The sequence below is a fragment of the Streptomyces sp. CY-1 genome (assembly GCF_047218265.1).
GTDB lineage: Bacteria > Actinomycetota > Actinomycetes > Streptomycetales > Streptomycetaceae > Streptomyces > Streptomyces niphimycinicus.
This window is the reverse complement of the sequence record NZ_CP178393.1, coordinates 1,897,070-1,914,566: the sequence shown is the minus strand read 5'-3', so window position 1 is coordinate 1,914,566 and position 17,497 is coordinate 1,897,070. Positions and strand designations below refer to the sequence as shown.

Annotated in this window: 11 protein-coding genes and 2 pseudogenes; 4 read left to right on the top strand and 9 right to left on the bottom strand. The window is 72.7% G+C overall.

Annotated elements, in window-relative coordinates; genetic code table 11:
* The first annotated feature begins 142 nt into the window (after positions 1-142).
* The 4 genes and pseudogenes from ACK1X7_RS07895 (at position 143) to ACK1X7_RS07880 (ending at position 8,904) form a co-directional block, all read left to right on the top strand.
* Positions 143-3,247, top strand: a complete 3,105-nt coding sequence (locus ACK1X7_RS07895; protein WP_398160471.1) for an alpha-mannosidase — start codon at positions 143-145, stop codon at positions 3,245-3,247.
* Positions 3,244-5,499 carry an ROK family protein gene (locus ACK1X7_RS07890; RefSeq protein ID WP_398160469.1) on the top strand — a complete coding sequence of 752 codons (2,256 nt, stop codon included), beginning with the start codon at positions 3,244-3,246 and terminating at the stop codon, positions 5,497-5,499. The genes ACK1X7_RS07895 and ACK1X7_RS07890 overlap by 4 nt, the downstream gene beginning before the upstream one ends.
* A gap of 211 nt (positions 5,500-5,710) precedes the next feature.
* Positions 5,711-6,487: pseudogene (locus ACK1X7_RS07885) on the top strand (ThuA domain-containing protein); the annotation flags it as partial.
* A gap of 29 nt (positions 6,488-6,516) precedes the next feature.
* The gene (locus ACK1X7_RS07880) at positions 6,517-8,904 is read left to right on the top strand and encodes a glycoside hydrolase family 95 protein (RefSeq protein ID WP_390792707.1); all 2,388 of its coding nucleotides are present in this window, start codon (positions 6,517-6,519) and stop codon (positions 8,902-8,904) included.
* 8 nt (positions 8,905-8,912) lie between these two features.
* On the opposite strand, the gene ACK1X7_RS07875 is transcribed toward ACK1X7_RS07880, so the two are convergent.
* The 9 genes and pseudogenes from ACK1X7_RS07875 to ACK1X7_RS07835 form a co-directional block, all read right to left on the bottom strand.
* Positions 8,913-9,965 (bottom strand): 2-aminoethylphosphonate ABC transporter substrate-binding protein, encoded by a 1,053-nt coding sequence (locus tag ACK1X7_RS07875; RefSeq protein WP_390792659.1) that lies wholly within the window; start codon positions 9,963-9,965, stop codon positions 8,913-8,915.
* Positions 9,966-10,005: 40 nt separating this feature from the next.
* Positions 10,006-10,770, bottom strand: a complete 765-nt coding sequence (locus tag ACK1X7_RS07870; RefSeq protein WP_413114856.1) for an ABC transporter permease — start codon at positions 10,768-10,770, stop codon at positions 10,006-10,008.
* Positions 10,766-11,638 (bottom strand): annotated as a pseudogene (locus ACK1X7_RS07865) (ABC transporter ATP-binding protein); the annotation flags it as partial. The gene ACK1X7_RS07870 and the pseudogene ACK1X7_RS07865, both read right to left, overlap by 5 nt.
* On the bottom strand, positions 11,638-12,354 hold the full coding sequence (locus tag ACK1X7_RS07860) for an HAD family hydrolase (RefSeq protein ID WP_413114855.1): 717 nt from the start codon (positions 12,352-12,354) through the stop codon (positions 11,638-11,640). The gene ACK1X7_RS07860 and the pseudogene ACK1X7_RS07865, both read right to left, overlap by 1 nt.
* A gap of 5 nt (positions 12,355-12,359) precedes the next feature.
* Entirely contained in the window at positions 12,360-13,484 is a 1,125-nt protein-coding gene (locus ACK1X7_RS07855; protein WP_413114854.1) for a TIGR03364 family FAD-dependent oxidoreductase, read from the bottom strand.
* A gap of 131 nt (positions 13,485-13,615) precedes the next feature.
* Positions 13,616-14,371, bottom strand: coding sequence for a GntR family transcriptional regulator (locus ACK1X7_RS07850; RefSeq protein WP_385147739.1), 756 nt, complete (start codon positions 14,369-14,371; stop codon positions 13,616-13,618).
* Between the two features lie 25 nt (positions 14,372-14,396).
* On the bottom strand, positions 14,397-15,203 hold the full coding sequence (locus ACK1X7_RS07845) for an acetoacetate decarboxylase family protein (RefSeq protein ID WP_390792662.1): 807 nt from the start codon (positions 15,201-15,203) through the stop codon (positions 14,397-14,399).
* A 40-nt stretch (positions 15,204-15,243) separates the two neighbouring features.
* Positions 15,244-16,605 carry a pyridoxal phosphate-dependent decarboxylase family protein gene (locus ACK1X7_RS07840; protein WP_385151946.1) on the bottom strand — a complete coding sequence of 454 codons (1,362 nt, stop codon included), beginning with the start codon at positions 16,603-16,605 and terminating at the stop codon, positions 15,244-15,246.
* 33 nt (positions 16,606-16,638) lie between these two features.
* A complete protein-coding gene (locus tag ACK1X7_RS07835) occupies positions 16,639-17,487 on the bottom strand; it encodes a fumarylacetoacetate hydrolase family protein (protein ID WP_385151949.1) in 849 nt (282 codons plus the stop codon).
* Positions 17,488-17,497: the final 10 nt, after the last annotated feature.

Here is a 17,497-nt window from a genome sequence, read left to right as displayed (position 1 = left end):
TGCCGAATAAATCCGCAGGTCACAGCCCCAGTTCAGGACAACGGGACGGTAATTGGGCCGAAGCGTTGACGTGATAACACACATGGTTTTACATGAGCGTCACGCGCACTTTCCCGGGGGCAGGCAGGAGGAAGGGCCGACCATGCACGACGACCGGCACGCCGTGGAAGAGCGCATCGCGAAGTTCATCGCCGAGCGCCTGCGCCCGGCGCTGTACGGCGACCGCGTCCCGCTGGAGGTCGCCGCCTGGCACCTCCCGGGGGAGCCGGTGCCGGTGGCCGACGCGCTGCGCGCCGAGTACCGGCCGTTCGTCACCGGTGGAAGCTGGGGCGGCCCCTGGTCGACCACCTGGTTCCGCGCCACCGCCACGGTCCCCGAACGGTGGGCGGGCCGCCGGGTGGAGGCCCTGTTCGACCTCGGCTTCGATCTCTCGCGCGGCCCCGGAGGCCAGGCCGAGGGCCTGGTCCACGACGCCGACGGCACCCCGCTGGAGGGCCTGCACCCCCACAACCGCTCGGTGCCGCTGACCCTCCGCGCCGTCGGTGGCGAGAGCGTGTGCCTGCTCGTCGAGGCCGCCGCCAATCCGCCCATCGTCGGCGGCGCGGGCATCGGCACCCACTACGGCCACCGGCTCACCGCGGGCGAGGAGGAGCTGTACCGCCTGCGCCGCGCCGATCTCGTGGTCCGCGAGGAGGACGTCTGGCAGCTCATCCACGACATGGAGGTGCTGGACGAGCTGATGCGCGAACTGCCCCTCGGACTGCCGCGCCGCCACGAGATCCTGCGCGCCCTCCAGCGGGCCGTGGACAGCGTGCCCCCGCGCCGCGTCGCCGCGGGCGCCCCGGCGGCCCGCGCGATCCTGCGCCCGGTCCTGGACCGGCGCGCCCACGACACCGCGCACACCATCGCGGCCGTGGGACACGCCCATATCGACTCCGCCTGGCTGTGGCCGCTGCGCGAGACCGTGCGCAAATGCGCCCGGACGTTCTCCACCGTGGCCGCGCTGGCCGAGGAGTACCCGGAGCTGGTCTTCGCCTGCTCGTCCGCCCAGAGTTACGCCTGGATGCGCGACCACCAGCCGTATGTCTTCGAGCGGATCAAGAAGGCGGTGGCCGACGGCAACTGGGTGCCGGTCGGCGGCATGTGGGTCGAGGCCGACGGCAATCTGCCCGGCGGCGAGGCCCTGGCACGTCAGCTCGTCCACGGCCGCCGCTTCTTCGCCCAGGAGCTGGGTGTGGAGACCGACGGCGTCTGGCTGCCCGACTCCTTCGGCTACACCGCCGCCTATCCGCAGCTCGCCGCGCTCGCGGGCGCCCGCTGGTTCCTCACCCAGAAGCTGTCCTGGAACGAGACCAACAAGCCGCCCCACCACACCTTCTGGTGGGAGGGGATCGACGGCACCCGGATCTTCACCCACTTCCCGCCCGTGGACACCTGCGACGCCACCCTGTCCGGCGCCGAGCTGGCCCACGCCGTCGCCACGTACGCCGAGAAGGGCGCGGGCACCCGCTCCCTGGCCCCCTTCGGCTTCGGCGACGGCGGGGGCGGGCCCACCCGCGAGATGCTGGAGAAGGCCCGGCGGCTGGCCGACCTCGAAGGCTCGCCACGGGTCAGTGTCCAGTCGCCGTCGGACTTCTTCCGCGAGGCCCGCGAGGAGTACCCCGACGCGCCCGTGTGGCGCGGCGAGCTGTATCTGGAGACCCACCGCGGCACCTACACCAGCCAGGCCCGCACCAAGCGCGGCAACCGGCGCGGCGAGGCCCTGCTGCGCGAGGCCGAGCTGTGGGCGGCGACCGCCGCCGTGCGCACCGGCGAGCCCTATCCGTACGAGACGCTCGACGCGCTGTGGAAGCAGGTGCTGCTCCACCAGTTCCACGACATCCTCCCCGGCACCGCCATCTCCTGGGTCCACCAGCAGGCCGAGCAGACCTACCGCGCCATCCACCGCGGCCTGGAACGCGTCATCGCCCGCGCCGCGGGCACCCCGGACGCCACGGAACCACTCGCCGTCCTCAACGCCGCTCCCCACGGGCGGCGCGAGGTGGTCCGCCTGGATGCGCCGCCCGCACGCGGCCCGGTGCAGAAGCTGTCCGACGGCCGGTACGCCGTGCTCGCCCAGGCCCCCGCGCTCGGCGCCGCCGTCCTCGGCACCGGCACCACCGACCATGCGCCGGTCACCGCCCGTCCCGCCGCCGGCGGATATGTGCTGGCCAACGGCGCGCTGACGGTCCATATCGACAGTGACGGGCTGGTCCGCTCCGCATACGACCACGACCGCCGCAGGGAGGCCATCGCGCCCGGTGGCGCCGGGAACCTGCTCCAGCTCCACCCCGACGATCCGGTGCGCTGGAGCGCCTGGAACCTGGACGCCCAGTACCGCAACACCCACCGCGACCTGGACACCGCGACCGCCGTCCGGCTCGACGACGAGGGCCCGCTGCTGGCCTGTGTCCGGGTGGAGCGCACCACCGGCCGGTCCGTCGTCGTACAGCGCCTCGGCCTGGCCGCGGGCAGCCGGATCCTGGAGGTCGACACGGACATCGACTGGCGGGAGGAGGACACCGTCCTCAAGGCCGCCTGGCCGCTTGACGTGCACGCCGAACGCGTCGCGTCCGAGATCCAGTTCGGCCATGTCGAGCGGCCCACCCACGAGAACACGAGCTGGGACGCCGCCCGCTTCGAGGCGTGGGCGCACCGCTGGATCCACGTCGGCGAACACGGCTGGGGCGCGGCCCTGCTCACCGACTCCACCTACGGGCACGACGTCGCCCGCCGCACCCGCGGGGACGGCGGAACGACCACGACCCTCCGGCTCACCCTGCTGCGCGGCCCCCACAGCCCCGACCCCCATGCCGACCGGGGCCGGCACCGCTTCCGCTATGCGCTGTACCCCGGCGCCGACATCGGCGACGCCGTCGCCGCGGGATACGCGTTCAGCCTCCCGCTGCGCCCCGCCGCGCCCCGGCTCACCGGGCCGCCGCTGGTCGCGGTGGGCGATCCGGGCGTCGTGGTGGAGGCGGTCAAGCTCGCCGACGACCGCTCCGGCGACGTGGTGGTCCGGCTCTACGAATCGCGAGGCGGCCGGGTCCGCACCACCCTGACCGCCGGATTCGCCATCGAGCGCGCCCAGGTCACCGACCTGATGGAGAACCCCACGGCCGAACTGGCGCATACCCGGGGCGAGTTGGACCTGAGCCTGCGCCCGTTCCAGATTCTGACCCTCCGGCTGGCGCGCGGGGCGTCGTGAACCCGCCGTACCAGGACGCCCCGGGGCTGCCCGAGGAGGACCGCGGACTGCTGGAGCGCTGGGTGGCGGAGGGCGGTTCGCGTGCCGTCCGTGCCGCCGTCATCCTGCTCGCCGCCCAGGGGCTGCGCAACGCCGAGATCGCCCGGCGGCTCGAGGTCTCCCGGCAGACGGTGGGCAACTGGCGGCAGCGCTTCGACGCCTCCGGCCTGGCGGGCCTGCGGGAGCGGCCACGGCCCGGGCGGCCCAGCATCATCGACGAGGCCGAGGTCATCACCCGTACGGTGCTGGCGCCCGACGGCGGCGGCGCCTCTCGCGCGGTCGCCCGCGAACTCGGCTACAGCCACGCGGCCGTCGCCGCGATCCGCCAGCGCTGGCGGGTCACCCCCGGCCACGCCACCGTGCCCGCCGTGCCCACCCGCCCCCCGCTCCCGCAGGCCGAGGTGTGGGTGCTCGGGCTGTATCTGGACACCCACCGGGCGCTGCTGCTCGTCGGGACCCGCCCGGCCGCCCCCGAGCGCCACCAGGGCGCCCCGCCGGGCGCCTCTCCGGGCGGCTCTCCGGGGGCCGATGTCATCGCCGCCGTCGATGCGGCGGTGGAGGCCGCGCTGAAGGTCCCGCCGCCCCCGGAGCCGGGGGAGCGGCGTGGCCAGGACCGACCGGCGGGATATCTGGCCGAGGCCCGGCGCCGCCACCCCGGCGCCTCCCTGCACGCCATCACCCTGTGGGACACCGGGGAGGGCGGGCCGCCGTCCCAGCGGTGGGCCCGGGGCGGGGTGGTCCACCACGCCCTTCCGGTGCGCACCACCTGGCGCAGCTTCCTGCGGGCCATGGTCGGCCTGGACTGCACCCGGCACCCGGAGTCCTCGCACCGCGTCTACCTCGACCTGGCCGCCGCCCTCACGCGCTACGCGGGCCGGCCCGGCACCGCCCGCGAGCGGCAGCCCGTGCGCTGGCTCCGGGAACCCATCGCCACCCACTTCGCCGACGCCTCCCGGGCCGGTGGTGAGCAGCGCCGGGAGTCCTGGGGCGGCGCGAACCAGATCGACCTCGGCTCCTTCAACGAGTGCGTGGTCATCGAGGCGGTACGGCTGGCCGGGACCATCACCCGCGGCGAGATCTCGCACCGCACCGGCCTCACCCAGCAGTCGGTCTCCCGGATCTCCCGCTCGCTGCTGCACCGCGGCATCCTGGTCGAGGACGACCGGCGGCAGGCCACCTCCGGCAAGCCGCGCACCCCGGTGCGGCTGCGCGGTGACGCCGGACACGCGCTGGGCATCCATGTCGACCCCGAGGTGCTTACGGCGGTCGTGGTCGACCTCGACGGCGCCCTCGTGCGCAGCCGTACGGAACCCGTCGCGCAGACCGCGAGCCCGGACCAGCTCGTCGACCACATCGCCCGGCTGGGCCGCGGGGTCCTGTCCGCCGCCGGTGGCGCGGTGCGGCCCGGCGGATTCCTCGGCATCGGCGTGGCCACCCCCGGACCCGTGGACGTGGCCTCCGGCACCGTCCTGGACCCGCCGCTGCTGTCGGTGTGGCGGGATGTGCCGCTGTTGTACATGCTCAAGGACCGCTTCCCCTGCCCCATCGTCATGGAGAAGGACTCCTCGGCCGCGGCCATCGGGGAGCGCTGGATCGGGCGCGACCGGCGCGCCCGCGACTTCGTGTATCTGTACCTCGGCACCGGGGTCGGCGCCGGGCTGTTCCTGGGCGGCGACATCCACCGGGGAGTCAGCGCCAACGCGGGGGAGTTCGGCCAGTTGTGCGCCGTCGCCCTGGAACGGGTCGACGCGGACGGCAGACCGGAGATCCTGCCCGAATGCAATCCGCCGGTGTCCATCCCGGAGACCGCCGCCCGGCTCGGCATGGTCCTCGGCCCGCGCGCCGCGCACGACCCGCGCGAGGCCCACCGGCTGGTCAGCGCGGCCGCCGGGGCCGGTGACCCGGCCGCCGAGCAGGCCGTGCGCCAGGTCGCCGGGGCGATCGGCAGGGGCGCCCTGTCCCTGGTGGACCTGCTGGACATCGACCTGGTCGTGCTCGGCGGGCCGTTCTTCACCGACGGGGTCGCCGACCTCTACACGGCCGAGATCTCCCGTATCGTCAACGACTTCCCGACCGCCAGACGACTGCGCCGGGTCGATGTCGAACGGTCCGTGCTCAGCCGCGAGGCCGCCGCCGTCGGCGCCGCGTCGACCATCTTCCACGCCACGTTCACACCACGGCTGGCGGGCCGTCCCGCGCCCACGAGGCGGTGACCGGATGGCCGGCCAGGGCTTTTTGTCAACGGGCTTTGCAAAGTGGGGCCGACTCGGTACGGTCCCCTTACGCCCACGGAGGCAGCCCCTCCCCTCACCGAGGCTCGCAGCCGTGCGGCGCCCTAGGCGCGACGGCGCGCGCCTGTGCCCAACCCCCTTTGAGAATCACACTTCTCCCCGGAGGTTCCCCGTGCACAGGAAACGTCCCGAGCTGCCCGCCCCCACCCAGCGCCGCACCGTGGTCAAGGCCGCGGCCGGTGCCGTGCTGCTCACCGGCGCGGCGGCCGCGCCCGCCTGGGCCACCTCCGCCCGCAGGCGGCCGAGGGCGGGCCGGGTGCTGGTCTTCTCCAAGACGGCGGGTTTCCGTCACGACTCCATCCCCGACGGCATCGCCGCCATCACGAACCTGGGCGTGCAGGGCGGCTTCGCGGTCGACGCCACCGAGGACGCCGCCGCCTTCACCCCCGGCAACCTCGCCCGCTACGCCGCGGTGGTCTTCCTGTCCACCACCGGCGACGTCCTCGACTCAGGCCGGCAGACGGCCTTCGAGGGCTATATCGCGGCGGGCGGCGGCTACGCGGGGGTGCACGCCGCCGCCGACACCGAATACGACTGGCCGTTCTACGGCGGGCTGTGCGGTGCGTGGTTCCAGTCCCACCCGGCGATCCAGCGGGCCACGGTGAAGGTCGAGGACCACGCCCACCCGGCGACCGGCCACCTCGGGGACACCTGGGTGCGCACCGACGAGTGGTACAACTACCGCACCAATCCCCGCGCTACGGCCACCGTGCACGTGCTCGCCGCGCTGGACGAGTCCTCGTACTCCGGCGGCACCATGAACGGGGACCACCCCATTAGCTGGTACCAGAAGTACAAGGGCGGGCGGGCCTTCTACACCGGTCTCGGCCACACCAAGGAGTCCTACGCCGAGCCCGCCTTCCGGCAGCACCTCCTCGGTGGCATCACCTACGCCATGGGCGTGGCCAAGTGACCCCTGATGTGCCGCGCCGACACTTCATGGCCCTCGCCGCCACGACCACCACGGGCCTCGCCGCCACCGGCCTGCCCACCGGGACGGCCCACGCCGCGGAGCCCGCCGGGCGCGAGAAGGCGGACCGGCCGCTGGCGCTGTGGTACCGCGCGCCCGCCGCCGACTGGCTGAGCGCCCTGCCGCTGGGCAACGGGCGGCTCGGCGCGATGGTGTTCGGGGCCACGGAGACCGAGCGGCTCCAGCTCAACGCGGACACCCTCTGGGCGGGCGGGCCGCACAGCTACGACAACCACAAGGGCCTGGCCGCCCTGCCCCGCATCCGGCAGCTCGTCTTCGACGGAAAGTGGCCCGAGGCCGAGACGCTCATCAACTCCGACTTCCTCGGGGTGCCCGGCGGCCAGGCGCAGTACCAGACCGTCGGCAGCCTCCTGCTGAGCCTGCCGACGGCCGGTACGGTGACCGGCTACCGGCGGGAGCTGGACCTGGACTCGGCGGTGGCCACCACCACGTACACCCGCGACGGGGTGACGTTCACCCGTGAGGCGTTCGCCAGCGCTCCCGACCGCGTCATCGTCGTCCGGCTGTCCGCGTCGGGACAAGGCGCCCTGTCCTTCGGCGCCACGTTCGAAAGCCCGCTGCACACCTCCCTGTCCTCACCCGACCCGCTCACCGCCGCGCTCGACGGAACGGGGGACGCCACCGGCGGGGTGGACGGCGCGGTGGGGTTCCGTGCGCTGGTACGGGTGCTCGCCGAGGGCGGCACCACCACCAGCGCGGGCGGGACCGTCAGCGTCCGGGGAGCCGACGCGGCAACCGTCCTGATCGCCATCGGCACCACCTATGTGAACTGGGAGAACGCCAATGGTGACGCGGCGGGCAAGGCGGCCGCGGACCTCAACCCGGCGGCGAACCGCCCGTACGGCCAACTGCGCGGCCGCCATGTCGACGATCACCGCGCGCTGTTCCGCCGTACCTCGCTGGACGTGGGCAGCAGCGACGCGGCGGCCCTGCCCACCGACGAGCGCGTCTCCCGCTTCGCCTCCGGCGGCGATCCGCAACTGGTCGAGCTGCACTTCCAGTACGGCCGCTATCTGCTCATCGCCGCATCCCGCCCCGGCACCCAGCCCGCCACCCTCCAGGGCATCTGGAACGACCTGACCAGCCCGCCCTGGGGCTCGAAGTACACCATCAACATCAACACGGAGATGAACTACTGGCCGGCCGCCCCCGCCAACCTCCTGGAGTGCTGGGAACCGGTCTTCGCCCTGCTCGACGAGCTCGCCGTGGCCGGGCGCTCGACGGCGCGCACCCAGTACGGCGCGGACGGCTGGGTCACCCACCACAACACCGACGCCTGGCGCGGCACGGCCCCCGTCGACGGCGCCTTCTGGGGCATGTGGCCCATGGGCGGCGCCTGGATGTCCATGGCCATCTGGGAGCACTACCGGTACACCCGCGACACCGGGAAACTGCGGGCGCGCTACCCCGTCCTCAAGGGCGCGGCCCAGTTCTTCCTCGACGCGCTGGTGACCGACCCGGCCACGGGCGCGCTGGTCACCTGCCCCTCCGTCTCCCCGGAGAACGCCCACCACAGCGGAGGCGGCGGCTCGCTGTGCGCCGGGCCGACGATGGACACGCAACTGCTGCGCGATCTGTTCGGCGCCGTGGCCTCGGCCGCCGACACCCTCGGCACCGACGCCGCCTTCCGGGACCAGGTGCTCGCCGCGCGCGGACGGCTCGCCCCCATGAAGGTCGGCGCGCAGGGCCAGCTCCAGGAGTGGCAGCAGGACTGGGACGCGGGCGCCCCCGAGCAGCAGCACCGCCATGTCTCCCATCTGTACGGGCTGCATCCGAGCAACCAGATCAGCCGGACCCGCACCCCGGACCTCTTCACCGCGGCCCGCACCACCCTGGTGCGGCGCGGTGACGCGGGGACCGGGTGGTCGCTCGCCTGGAAGGTCAACTTCTGGGCGCGGCTTTTGGAGGGAGACCGTTCGTACAAACTCCTCGCCGATCTGCTCACTCCCGAGCGCACCGCCCCCAACCTCTTCGACCTGCATCCGCCGTTCCAGATCGACGGCAACTTCGGCGCCTGCGCCGGAGTGACCGAATGGCTGCTCCAGAGCCAGCACGACGAGCTGCATCTGCTGCCCGCCCTCCCGTCGCAACTGCCGGACGGAAGCGTGCGGGGCCTGCTGGCGCGGGGCGGTTTCGAAGTGGACATCAACTGGCGGGGCGGCGCGCTGAACGAGGCGCGGCTGACGGCCCGGGCGGGCGGGCCGGCGCGGCTGCGCACCGCGAAGGACGTGAAGGTGACCTCCGGGGACGCGCCCGTCCCCACGACCCGGCCGGAGCCGGGCGTCACGGCCTTCACCGCGAACGCGGGCGCTGTGTACCTGGTACGGCCCGCCTGAGCCGGGGCTCAACTGCCGGTGGCCGACTTCCAGGCGTCGATGTAGGACGGGAGGTTCTTCTGGATGTCGTCCCAGTCGGGCTGGAAGATCTCCACGCCGTCCATCAGCTTGCTCAGCGCGGTGGCGTTGGCGTCGGTGGCCTTGATGTCCTTACGGGCCGCGAAGCCGCCACCGACCTCGCTGACCTGGTTCTGCGCCGTGCGGCTCAGCATGTAGTCCAGGAGCTTCTTGCCGTTCGCGGTGTGCGGGGCCTTGGTGACCAGACCGGCCGCGTACGGCAGGGCGAAGGTCGTGGGCTTGCCGCCGCCGCGGGCCGGGAACCAGATGCCGAGGTTCGGCATGGACTTCGACTGGGCGTAGTTCATCTGAACGTCGCCGTTGGCGATGAGCAGTTCGCCCTTGTCGACCTTGGGCGCCAGCTTGCCGGTGGAGGCGGCCGGGCCGACGTTGTTCTTCTGGAGCCTGGCCAGATAGTCCATGGCGGGCTTCTCGCCACCGAAGTCGTGCATCGCCTTGATGAGGACGGCGGTGTCGTCCCCGGCGACGCCCGGTGTGGAGTACTGGAGCTTGTTCTTGTAGTCCCCGTCGAGCAGGTCCTCCCAGGTGGCGGGGGCCCGCTTCACCTTCTTGGCGTGGTGCACGAAACCGAAGTAGTTGTTGACCACGGCCGTCCAGGTGCCGTTCGTGGCCTTGTCGGCGCCGCCGACCTGATCGGCGCCCTTCGGGGTGTACTTCTGGAGCAGGCCCTTGGTGTCGGCCTGCTGGATGAACGGCGGGAGGGTGGCCAGGACGTCGGCCTGCGGATTGACCTTCTCGCGGGTGGCGCGCTGCACCATCTCCCCGGAACCGCCCTCGATGTACTCGACCTTGATGCCGGTCTCCTTCTGGAAGTCCTTGAAGATCCGGTCGTACCAGCCGTCGCCCTTCTCGCCCTTGAGTCCGTCGGCGCTGTAGACGGTGACGACCTTCTCGTCGGAGGCGGCGGTGTTGCCGCCGCAGGCGGTCAGCGGGAGGGCGAGGACACAGAGGGCGGCGAGCGGCTTGCGGACGTTTGCGGGCATGGCGAGGTGAACTCCTTGCGGTGGAAGGGGAATCGCGGGGTCAGCGGTAGGAGGCGCGGGTGCGGATCCGGGCGACGGCGAGCAGCACCAGCAGGGTCGCCGCCATCAGGACCACGGCGATCGCGGAGCCGGTGAACAGGGCGCCGCGGTCGGTGGCGGCGTGGATCAGGACCGGCAGCGGGGTCCAGCCGGGCGGGCAGAGCATCATCGTGGCGCTCAACTCGCCCATGGACAGGGCGAAGCAGAGGCCGACGGCCGCGGTCAGGGACGGCAGCAGCAGTGGCAGCTTGACCTGCCGGAGCACGGCGGCGGGGCGGGCGCCGAGCGACGCCGCCGCCTGCTCGTACGCCGGGTCCAGGCGGGTGATCGCGGCGGCCACCGACTGGTAGGCGAAGGCGGTGACCAGGACGGTGTGGGCGGCGATCACGATCCAGCGGGTGCCGTTGAGGAGCACCGGCGGCTGGGAGAAGGCCACCAGGATCGCCAGGCCGACGACGACGGAGGGGACGGCGACCGGCAGTACGAACAGGGCGTCCAGGACCTTGCGCGACCGCTTCCGCAGGCCCGCCGCCGCGAGCGCGGCCCAGGTGCCCACGGCCAGCGCCAGCAGGCTCGCGGTGACCGCCGTGACCAGGCTGGTGGTGCGCGCCTGGAGGGCCTCGCCACGGGTGGCGGCCCGGTAGTTGGCGGTGGTCATCCCCGAGGGCAGGACACCGGACCAGTGGGTGGCGAAGGAGGCGCCGAGGACGACGAGCAGCGGGAGGGCGAAGAGGGGCAGGAAGAGGATCAGGAACACCCCCCACACGGCCCACCTCGCCTTGCGGCCCCGCCCCGATGCCGACCAGATGGGGGCGTACGCACAGGGTGGCCCTCGCGCCCGGTACGGCCCCCGCCGTGTCGACCGCGATCTCGGCGTCGGCGAAGGACACACCCGCGGAACCGACCGTCACCGGCAGCAGATTGGCGTTGCCGACGAAGGAGGCGGTGAACGCGTCGGCCGGGGCCCGGTACAGCTCCCGCGGGGTGCCGCACGCCTGGAGCCGGGCCTTGTCCATCACCGCGATCCGGTCGGCGAGGGTGAGCGCCTCGACCTGGTCATGGGTGACGTACAGGATCGACACCTCGGGCAACTCCCGGTGCAGACGGGCGAGTTCGGCCAGCATGCCGGAGCGCAACTGGGCGTCGAGGGCGGACAGCGGCTCGTCGAGGAGGAGGACATCCGGGCGGATGGCGAGCGCGCGGGCGATGGCCACGCGCTGCTGCTGGCCGCCGGAGAGCTCGCGCGGGTGGCGGCGGGCGTATGCGGCCATGCCGGTCATCTCCAGCGCCTCGGCGACCCGGGTCCGGATCTCGGCCTTGGGCACCTTGCGGGCCTTGAGGCCGAACGCGACGTTGTCCTCGACCCGCAGATGCGGGAAGAGCGCGTAACTCTGGACGACCATCCCGATGCCCCGCCGGTGCGGCGGCAGATCGGTGACGTCGCGGTCGCCGAGGAAGACCCGCCCGGAGGAGGGCCGCACGAACCCGGCCACCGCCCGCAGCGCGGTGGTCTTGCCGGATCCGGACGGCCCGAGCAGCGCCATGACCTCGCCGGGTGCCACCGTGAGGTCGAGGGCGTCCAGGACGACGTTCCCGTCGTAGGCGACGGTGACCGCGTCGAAGCGGATGCCCATCAGCCCACTCCCCGCAACAGGGCGGGCAGGTCGGCGACGGAGTCCAGCACATGGGTCGCCCCGGCCGCGCGGAACGCCTCGTCGCCGTGGGCCCCGGTGCGCACCCCGGCGACCACCCCCGCCCCGGCCCGGACACCGCTGAGCATGTCGTAGGAGGTGTCGCCGACGACGGCGACCTGGGCCACGTCCTCGGCGGTCCCGGTCCGCAGGAACGCCTCCAGCACCATGTCCGGGTACGGCCGCCCGCGCCCGCCCGCGTCGGCGGGGCACAGGGTGAGCGGCACCAGGCCGCGCCAGCCGAGCGCGTCCAGGATGGCGTCCTGGGTGACCCGGGCGAAGCCGGTGGTGAGGACGACGGTACGGCCGTCGGCGGCCAGCTCCTCGATGGCCTCGCGGGCACCGGGTACGGGGGCGATCAGACCGCCGTCGACGAGTTCGCCGTACGCCCGCTCGAAGGCGGCGTTGGCGCGCTGGGCCAACTCCTCGGCGCCGAACAGATGGCGGAAGACGGAGATCTTGGACTCGCCCATGGTGGCGCGGACATAGGCGAGCTTCTCGGCGTGGTCGGGGGTGCCGGGCTTGACGCCCAGCTCACCGGAGGCGGCGTCGAAGGCGCGCTCGACCAGGCCGCCGTCGGCGACGGTGGTCCCGGCCATGTCGAGGGCCACCAGACGGATCGTGCCGGTGGTATCGGTGGTGTCGGTCGGGGTAGGCATGTGCGTCACCAGCCCAGTTCGTTCGCGGTGGTTTCGGCTATCGCGGGCGAGCAGGTCATACCGCGCCCGCCGGGCCCGGTGACCAGCCAGACACCGTCGCGCACCCGCTGGCGGTGCACGACCCGGCTGGTGTCGGTGCACTGTGCGTACACCCCGGCCCAGCGGCGCCGGATCTTCGGCAGCGGGCGGCCGAGGAGGGACTCCACGACGCCGGTGAGGTGGTCGTAGGGGTCCTCGAGGGTGTCGAAGGCGAAGGGGCGCTCGTACTCGTGGGTGTCGCCGATGGTCAGTCCGCCGTCGGCGCGCTGCACCATCAGCAACTGCATGCGGTGCTCCCCGGCCGTGTCGGCCTGCGGCTGGCGCGCGTTCAGCTCCTGAAGGGCGGGGGAGGCGTACGCCGGGTAGTAGCGGAAGCTGTCGGCGTCGGCGACCGAGGTGGTCAGCGGCTCGCCCAGGGGGTCGGTCTGCATCATCTGGAGCCGGACCCGGCGCACCGGCAGATCCGGACCGGCCAGCTCGCGGACCAGGCCGCCGAGCCAGGCGCCGGTGCACAGGACGACGGCGTCACCGGTGTGCACCTCGCCGTGGTCGTCGCGGACGGCCCGCTCGCCGATCACCTCCCGGACCTCGCGGCCGGGCAGGAAGGTGTACCGCGGGGAGTTGCGCAACTCGGCGCGCAGGGCGAGCTGGGCGGTGCGCGGCTCGACGGCCGCGTCCCGCTCGCAGTACAGGGCGGCGTCGAACTCCCCGCGCAGGGCGGGGTTGAGGGCCCGTGCCTCGTCCGCGGTCAGCAGCTTGTAGCCGCGCGCGGCGGCGTCCGCGCGGGCCACGGCGGTCTCGGCGACGGCCAGCTCCAGCTCGCCGCGGACCGGGGTCAGGGAACCGTTCGCACGGAAGCCCAGCGCCGGAACGCGGCCGCCGATGTCCTCCCACAGCTCCCGGGCCCGCAGCGCGGTGTCCAGCTCCTCGCCGCCCGCTCGGCCGCTCACCCAGATCTGGCCGAAATTGCGCAGCGAGGCGCCGCGAGCCTCCGTCTCGCGCTCGATCTGTACGACCTCATGGCCGCGTTCCACTGCGTGCCAGGCGTGCATGGTGCCCACCACGCCGGCTCCGACGACTATCACTCTCACGGCGTTCACGCTCCAGGGGTTTGGGGAACCGGAGGAATCCGGCTCTCAACGAGAGCGTGAACCGGGCATCACATTTGGGCTAGACCCGTTATCTTTTTGTGATGTGGCAAGTAGGGGCAAAGGGGCATTTTTCAGCCGCTCAGATGTGTCGTGAAGGAGAACCGGTCGCCTCGGTACAGCGTGCGCACCCGCTCCAGCGGACGCCCGGCGGTGTCCCGCGAAACGCGGTGGATGAGCAGCATCGGCAGGGCCGGCGGGGTGCCGATGAGCAGGGCCTCGCGCGGTGTGGCCAGCACGGTCTCGATCCGCTCGTCGGCGTCGCCGAAGACGATGCCCCGCTCGGCGAGATAGGCGTAGAAGGAGGAGTCCGGATCGAAGGCGGTGTCCAGATCGGGCACCCGCGCCTCGGCCACGTAGGTGCTCTCCAGACCGACCCGCTCGTCATCCGCGAGCAGGACACGTTCCAGATGCCAGACGGGCTCGCCGCGGGTCAGGCCGGTCTCGGCGGCGAGTACGTCGGGGCAGGGGAAGCGGTCGAGGGTGACCAGCGCACGGCCCGGGGTGCGCCCCTGGCGCCGTACGCCCTCGGTATAGCTGGCCAGCGACAGCGGCTGCGCCAGCTTGGGCCCCGCGACCACCGTGCCACGGCCCTGCCGCCGCAGCTTGCCCTCCAGTACCAGCTCGCGCAGCGCCTGGCGCACCGTCTCCCGGGCGACCTCGAACCGCTCGGAGAGATCACGCTCGGTGGGGATGGGGGAGCCCTCGCCCAACTCGTCGATGAGCCGGTCGATCTGGGCCTTGACGGCGTAGTACTTGGGCACGCGGCCGTGCTCCGGGATGCCGGAGCGGACGGGGGCGCCGGGGGCCTGGTCGTTCGGGTAGTCCACGCGGAGATCGTCGCAGACGGGGTTTCTACCGGGCCCCCGAGGTGCCCGACTCCAGCAGCCGGCCGCCGTCCCAGACCACGCCCACCTGGCGGTAGTACGCGGCGATCGGCTCATGGATCTCCAGCCGGGCCAGCTCCTCGGTGGGCGCCTCGAACAGCTCCAGCTCGGCGTCGCCGACCCATGGCCGTCCGCCCTCGAAGGAGGCGGCGCCGGACTCGACGAGCTCGTCGAGGGCGAGCCCCTTGCCGTTCTCGATCGAGGGCAGCCAGCGGTGGTGGGCCATGGGGTGGCCGTTGACGAAGCCGCCGGTCTCCGACGGCTCGCGCAAGGTCACCACGGCCTGGGCGAGGCGCCGGTCGGCCGCGGCGAGGGTCGCGCCGAACCGGGCGCCCGCCTCGATGCGCGGGGCGGGCCCGTACGGATGGGGGCGGGTCTGATGGATGGAGCCGAGCTTCTTCGGATAGCCCTGGTGGAGTCCGCGGGCGATCGCGAAGTCCTTGTCGACCCAGATGTAGACACAGCGCGAGTACGTCCGGCCCCGGTAGGCGCAGCGGACGACCGCGAAGGTCTCCTTGTACTGGGAGAGCACCGGGTCCAGCAGCTCCCGTCCGCCGGTCGCACAGGACTGCCAGTCGGCCCAGATCAGCGCGACCGCTCCCGGATCCTCGGCGGCCGGCTCCAGTGGCTCGGGCAGCAGCTCGCGCACGCGCGCCGGGTCGGTGCGGTACTCGATGGTGAGCAGGTCGCCGGAGTAGTGCCACGGCGGGGAGGGGATGAGGGCCGAGGCGCCGGTGGCGGTCTTGGGCGGGAAGTAGCCGTGGACGCTGGTCATGCCGTCACGCTCCTGACACGGATGAGCTGGGGGGTGACCGTCATCCACGTGCGAGCCGCTCCAGCCGGGCGTGGAGCTGGTCGACATAGCTCTCGGACTCCGGCTTCATCAGCACACTGCGCAGGACGCGCGCACCGTCCGCGTCCCGGATGAGCTTCGGATGGCGGGCCGTCAGACGATCCGCGCCGAGGCGCATCGTGCTCACGAAGACCGGGTCGCCGTCCGTCATCCCCTCCCGCAGGATCCGGGCGCTGGACGCGTCGATCTGCGACAGCGTGGCGGCCTCGGTCACCGGGAAGTAGCTGACGATATCCAGCTCCGGGGGCTGGTACAGCTCCAAGTGCTCGGACTCCTCGATGAGTTCGGCCCAGCGCAGCGCCGCGCGCCGACCCGCCGCGAGCGACTGCCCCAGCCCCTCGCGCGTGGGCGGAATCACCTGGAACGTGAGCCATAGGGCGGCGGCCGCCGCGCCCGCGCGGGAACACTCCAGGCTGATCTCGCCGAGGTGCAGCTCCTCGGAGGTGAAGTAGGTGTACGGCGAGTCATGCAGATAGAACCGGCCGACCGAGGGATCGCGGAACAGTACGGCGCCGCAGCCGTACGGCTGGAGCCCGTGCTTATGCGGGTCCACCACGATGGAATCGGCCTCGGCGATGGCCCGCCACGGCTCCTCGGGCAGGCCCTCGGGGCCCTCCGCCCCGGCCAGCAGGGTGAAGAAACCGCCGTAGGCGGCGTCTACGTGGATCCGCACACCGTAGCGCTCGCGCAGCGCCAGCGCCTCGTGGATCGGCTCGACGGCGCCGAGCCCGGTGGTGCCGGCGGTGAGCACGACGGTGCCGACGGTGCCGGTCCGCAGAAGGTTCTCCAGCGCGTCGAGGTCGATGCGGCCGAGGTCGTCGACCGGGACCGGATGTCCCTCCACGCCCAGCACACCGCACATCCGGCCGTGGGTGTAATGAGCCTCGGTGCTGTAGGCGACGCCCTTGCCGGGGTGCAGTTCGCGCGCCACGAAGAGCGCCTCCAGGTTGGCGATGGTGCCGCTGGTGGTCAGATGCCCGAGGTGGGTGTCGTAGCCGAACATCGTGGCGAGCTGCTGGACGGCCTCCCGCTCCATCTCGGCGGTGGCCGGGCCGCCGTCCAGGGCGTGGTTGTTGGGGTTGATCAGCATCGCCGTGAGGTAGCCCACCACCGCCGCCGGATGCGGTGGCTTGAGCATCTGGCCCGCGTAACGGGGGTGGAAGAAGGGGTAGTTGTCCTTGAGCCGCTCGGTGAAGACCTCGAACGCGGCGGCGAACCGGTCGTCGTCCACCGCCAGCGCCGGATGGGCCTGGTAGGGGCCGAAGGACTTCGCCCAGTCGGCGTTCGACGCCAGGGCCGTGGCGAGCCAGCCGTTCAGATCCATATGGTCCACTCCTTGATCACGACGAGCTTTGGTTCAGGGCCGCTTGGGCGGGCGGATGCCGCGGAACTCCCAGTCGCCACCGAGGGCGGTGGACCGGACCTCCTCCGACTCGGTGGGCTGCGCGCCGACGTCGGTGCGGATGGGGGCCGGGCCGGTGACGATGTGGTTGGTGAGCCGGCCCAGGCCCTCCACCTCCACCTCCACGACGTCGCCGGGCCGTACGGGGCGGGAGTTGGCGGGCGTCCCGGAGAGCAGGACGTCGCCAGGGTAGAGGGTGATGGTGCGGGCGATGTCGGCGACGAGGTAGTGCATATCCCACTTCATCTCGTCGGTGGAGCCGTCCTGCGCCAGTCCGCCGTTGACGTAGGTACGCAGGTACTTGCCGTGGAAGTCCCAGTCGGTGACCAGTCCGGGACCCAGCGGGCACAGGGTGTCGGACCCCTTGACGCGGAGCATCGAACCGGCGTCGGTGTCCCGGAAGTCGTGCAGGCCGTAGTCATTGGCGATCGTGTAACCGGCGATGTGCTCCGCCGCCTGCTCGGGCGCGATGTTCCGGGTGGTCCTCCCGATGACGATGGCGACCTCGCCCTCGTAGTTGAGCCACTCGCAGCCCTCGGGGCGGACGACGGCGCCCTGGTGGGAGTTGAGCGCGGAGGTCGGCTTGTGGAAGTACGTGGGGGCCGCGGGGAGCCGGGCCTGGAACTCGGCGACGCGGCTGAGGTGGTTGAGATGGACGGCGATCACCTTGGAGGGGACCACGGGCGGCAGATGCCGGGCCTCCCTGGCCGCGACCCGGCGGCCGTCGCCGGTGACCAGTGCGTCGCCCTCGCGGACGGCCTCCACCACGGCGCCGTCGAGGAGGATGCGGCGGTATTCGGGCATGTCGGCTCTC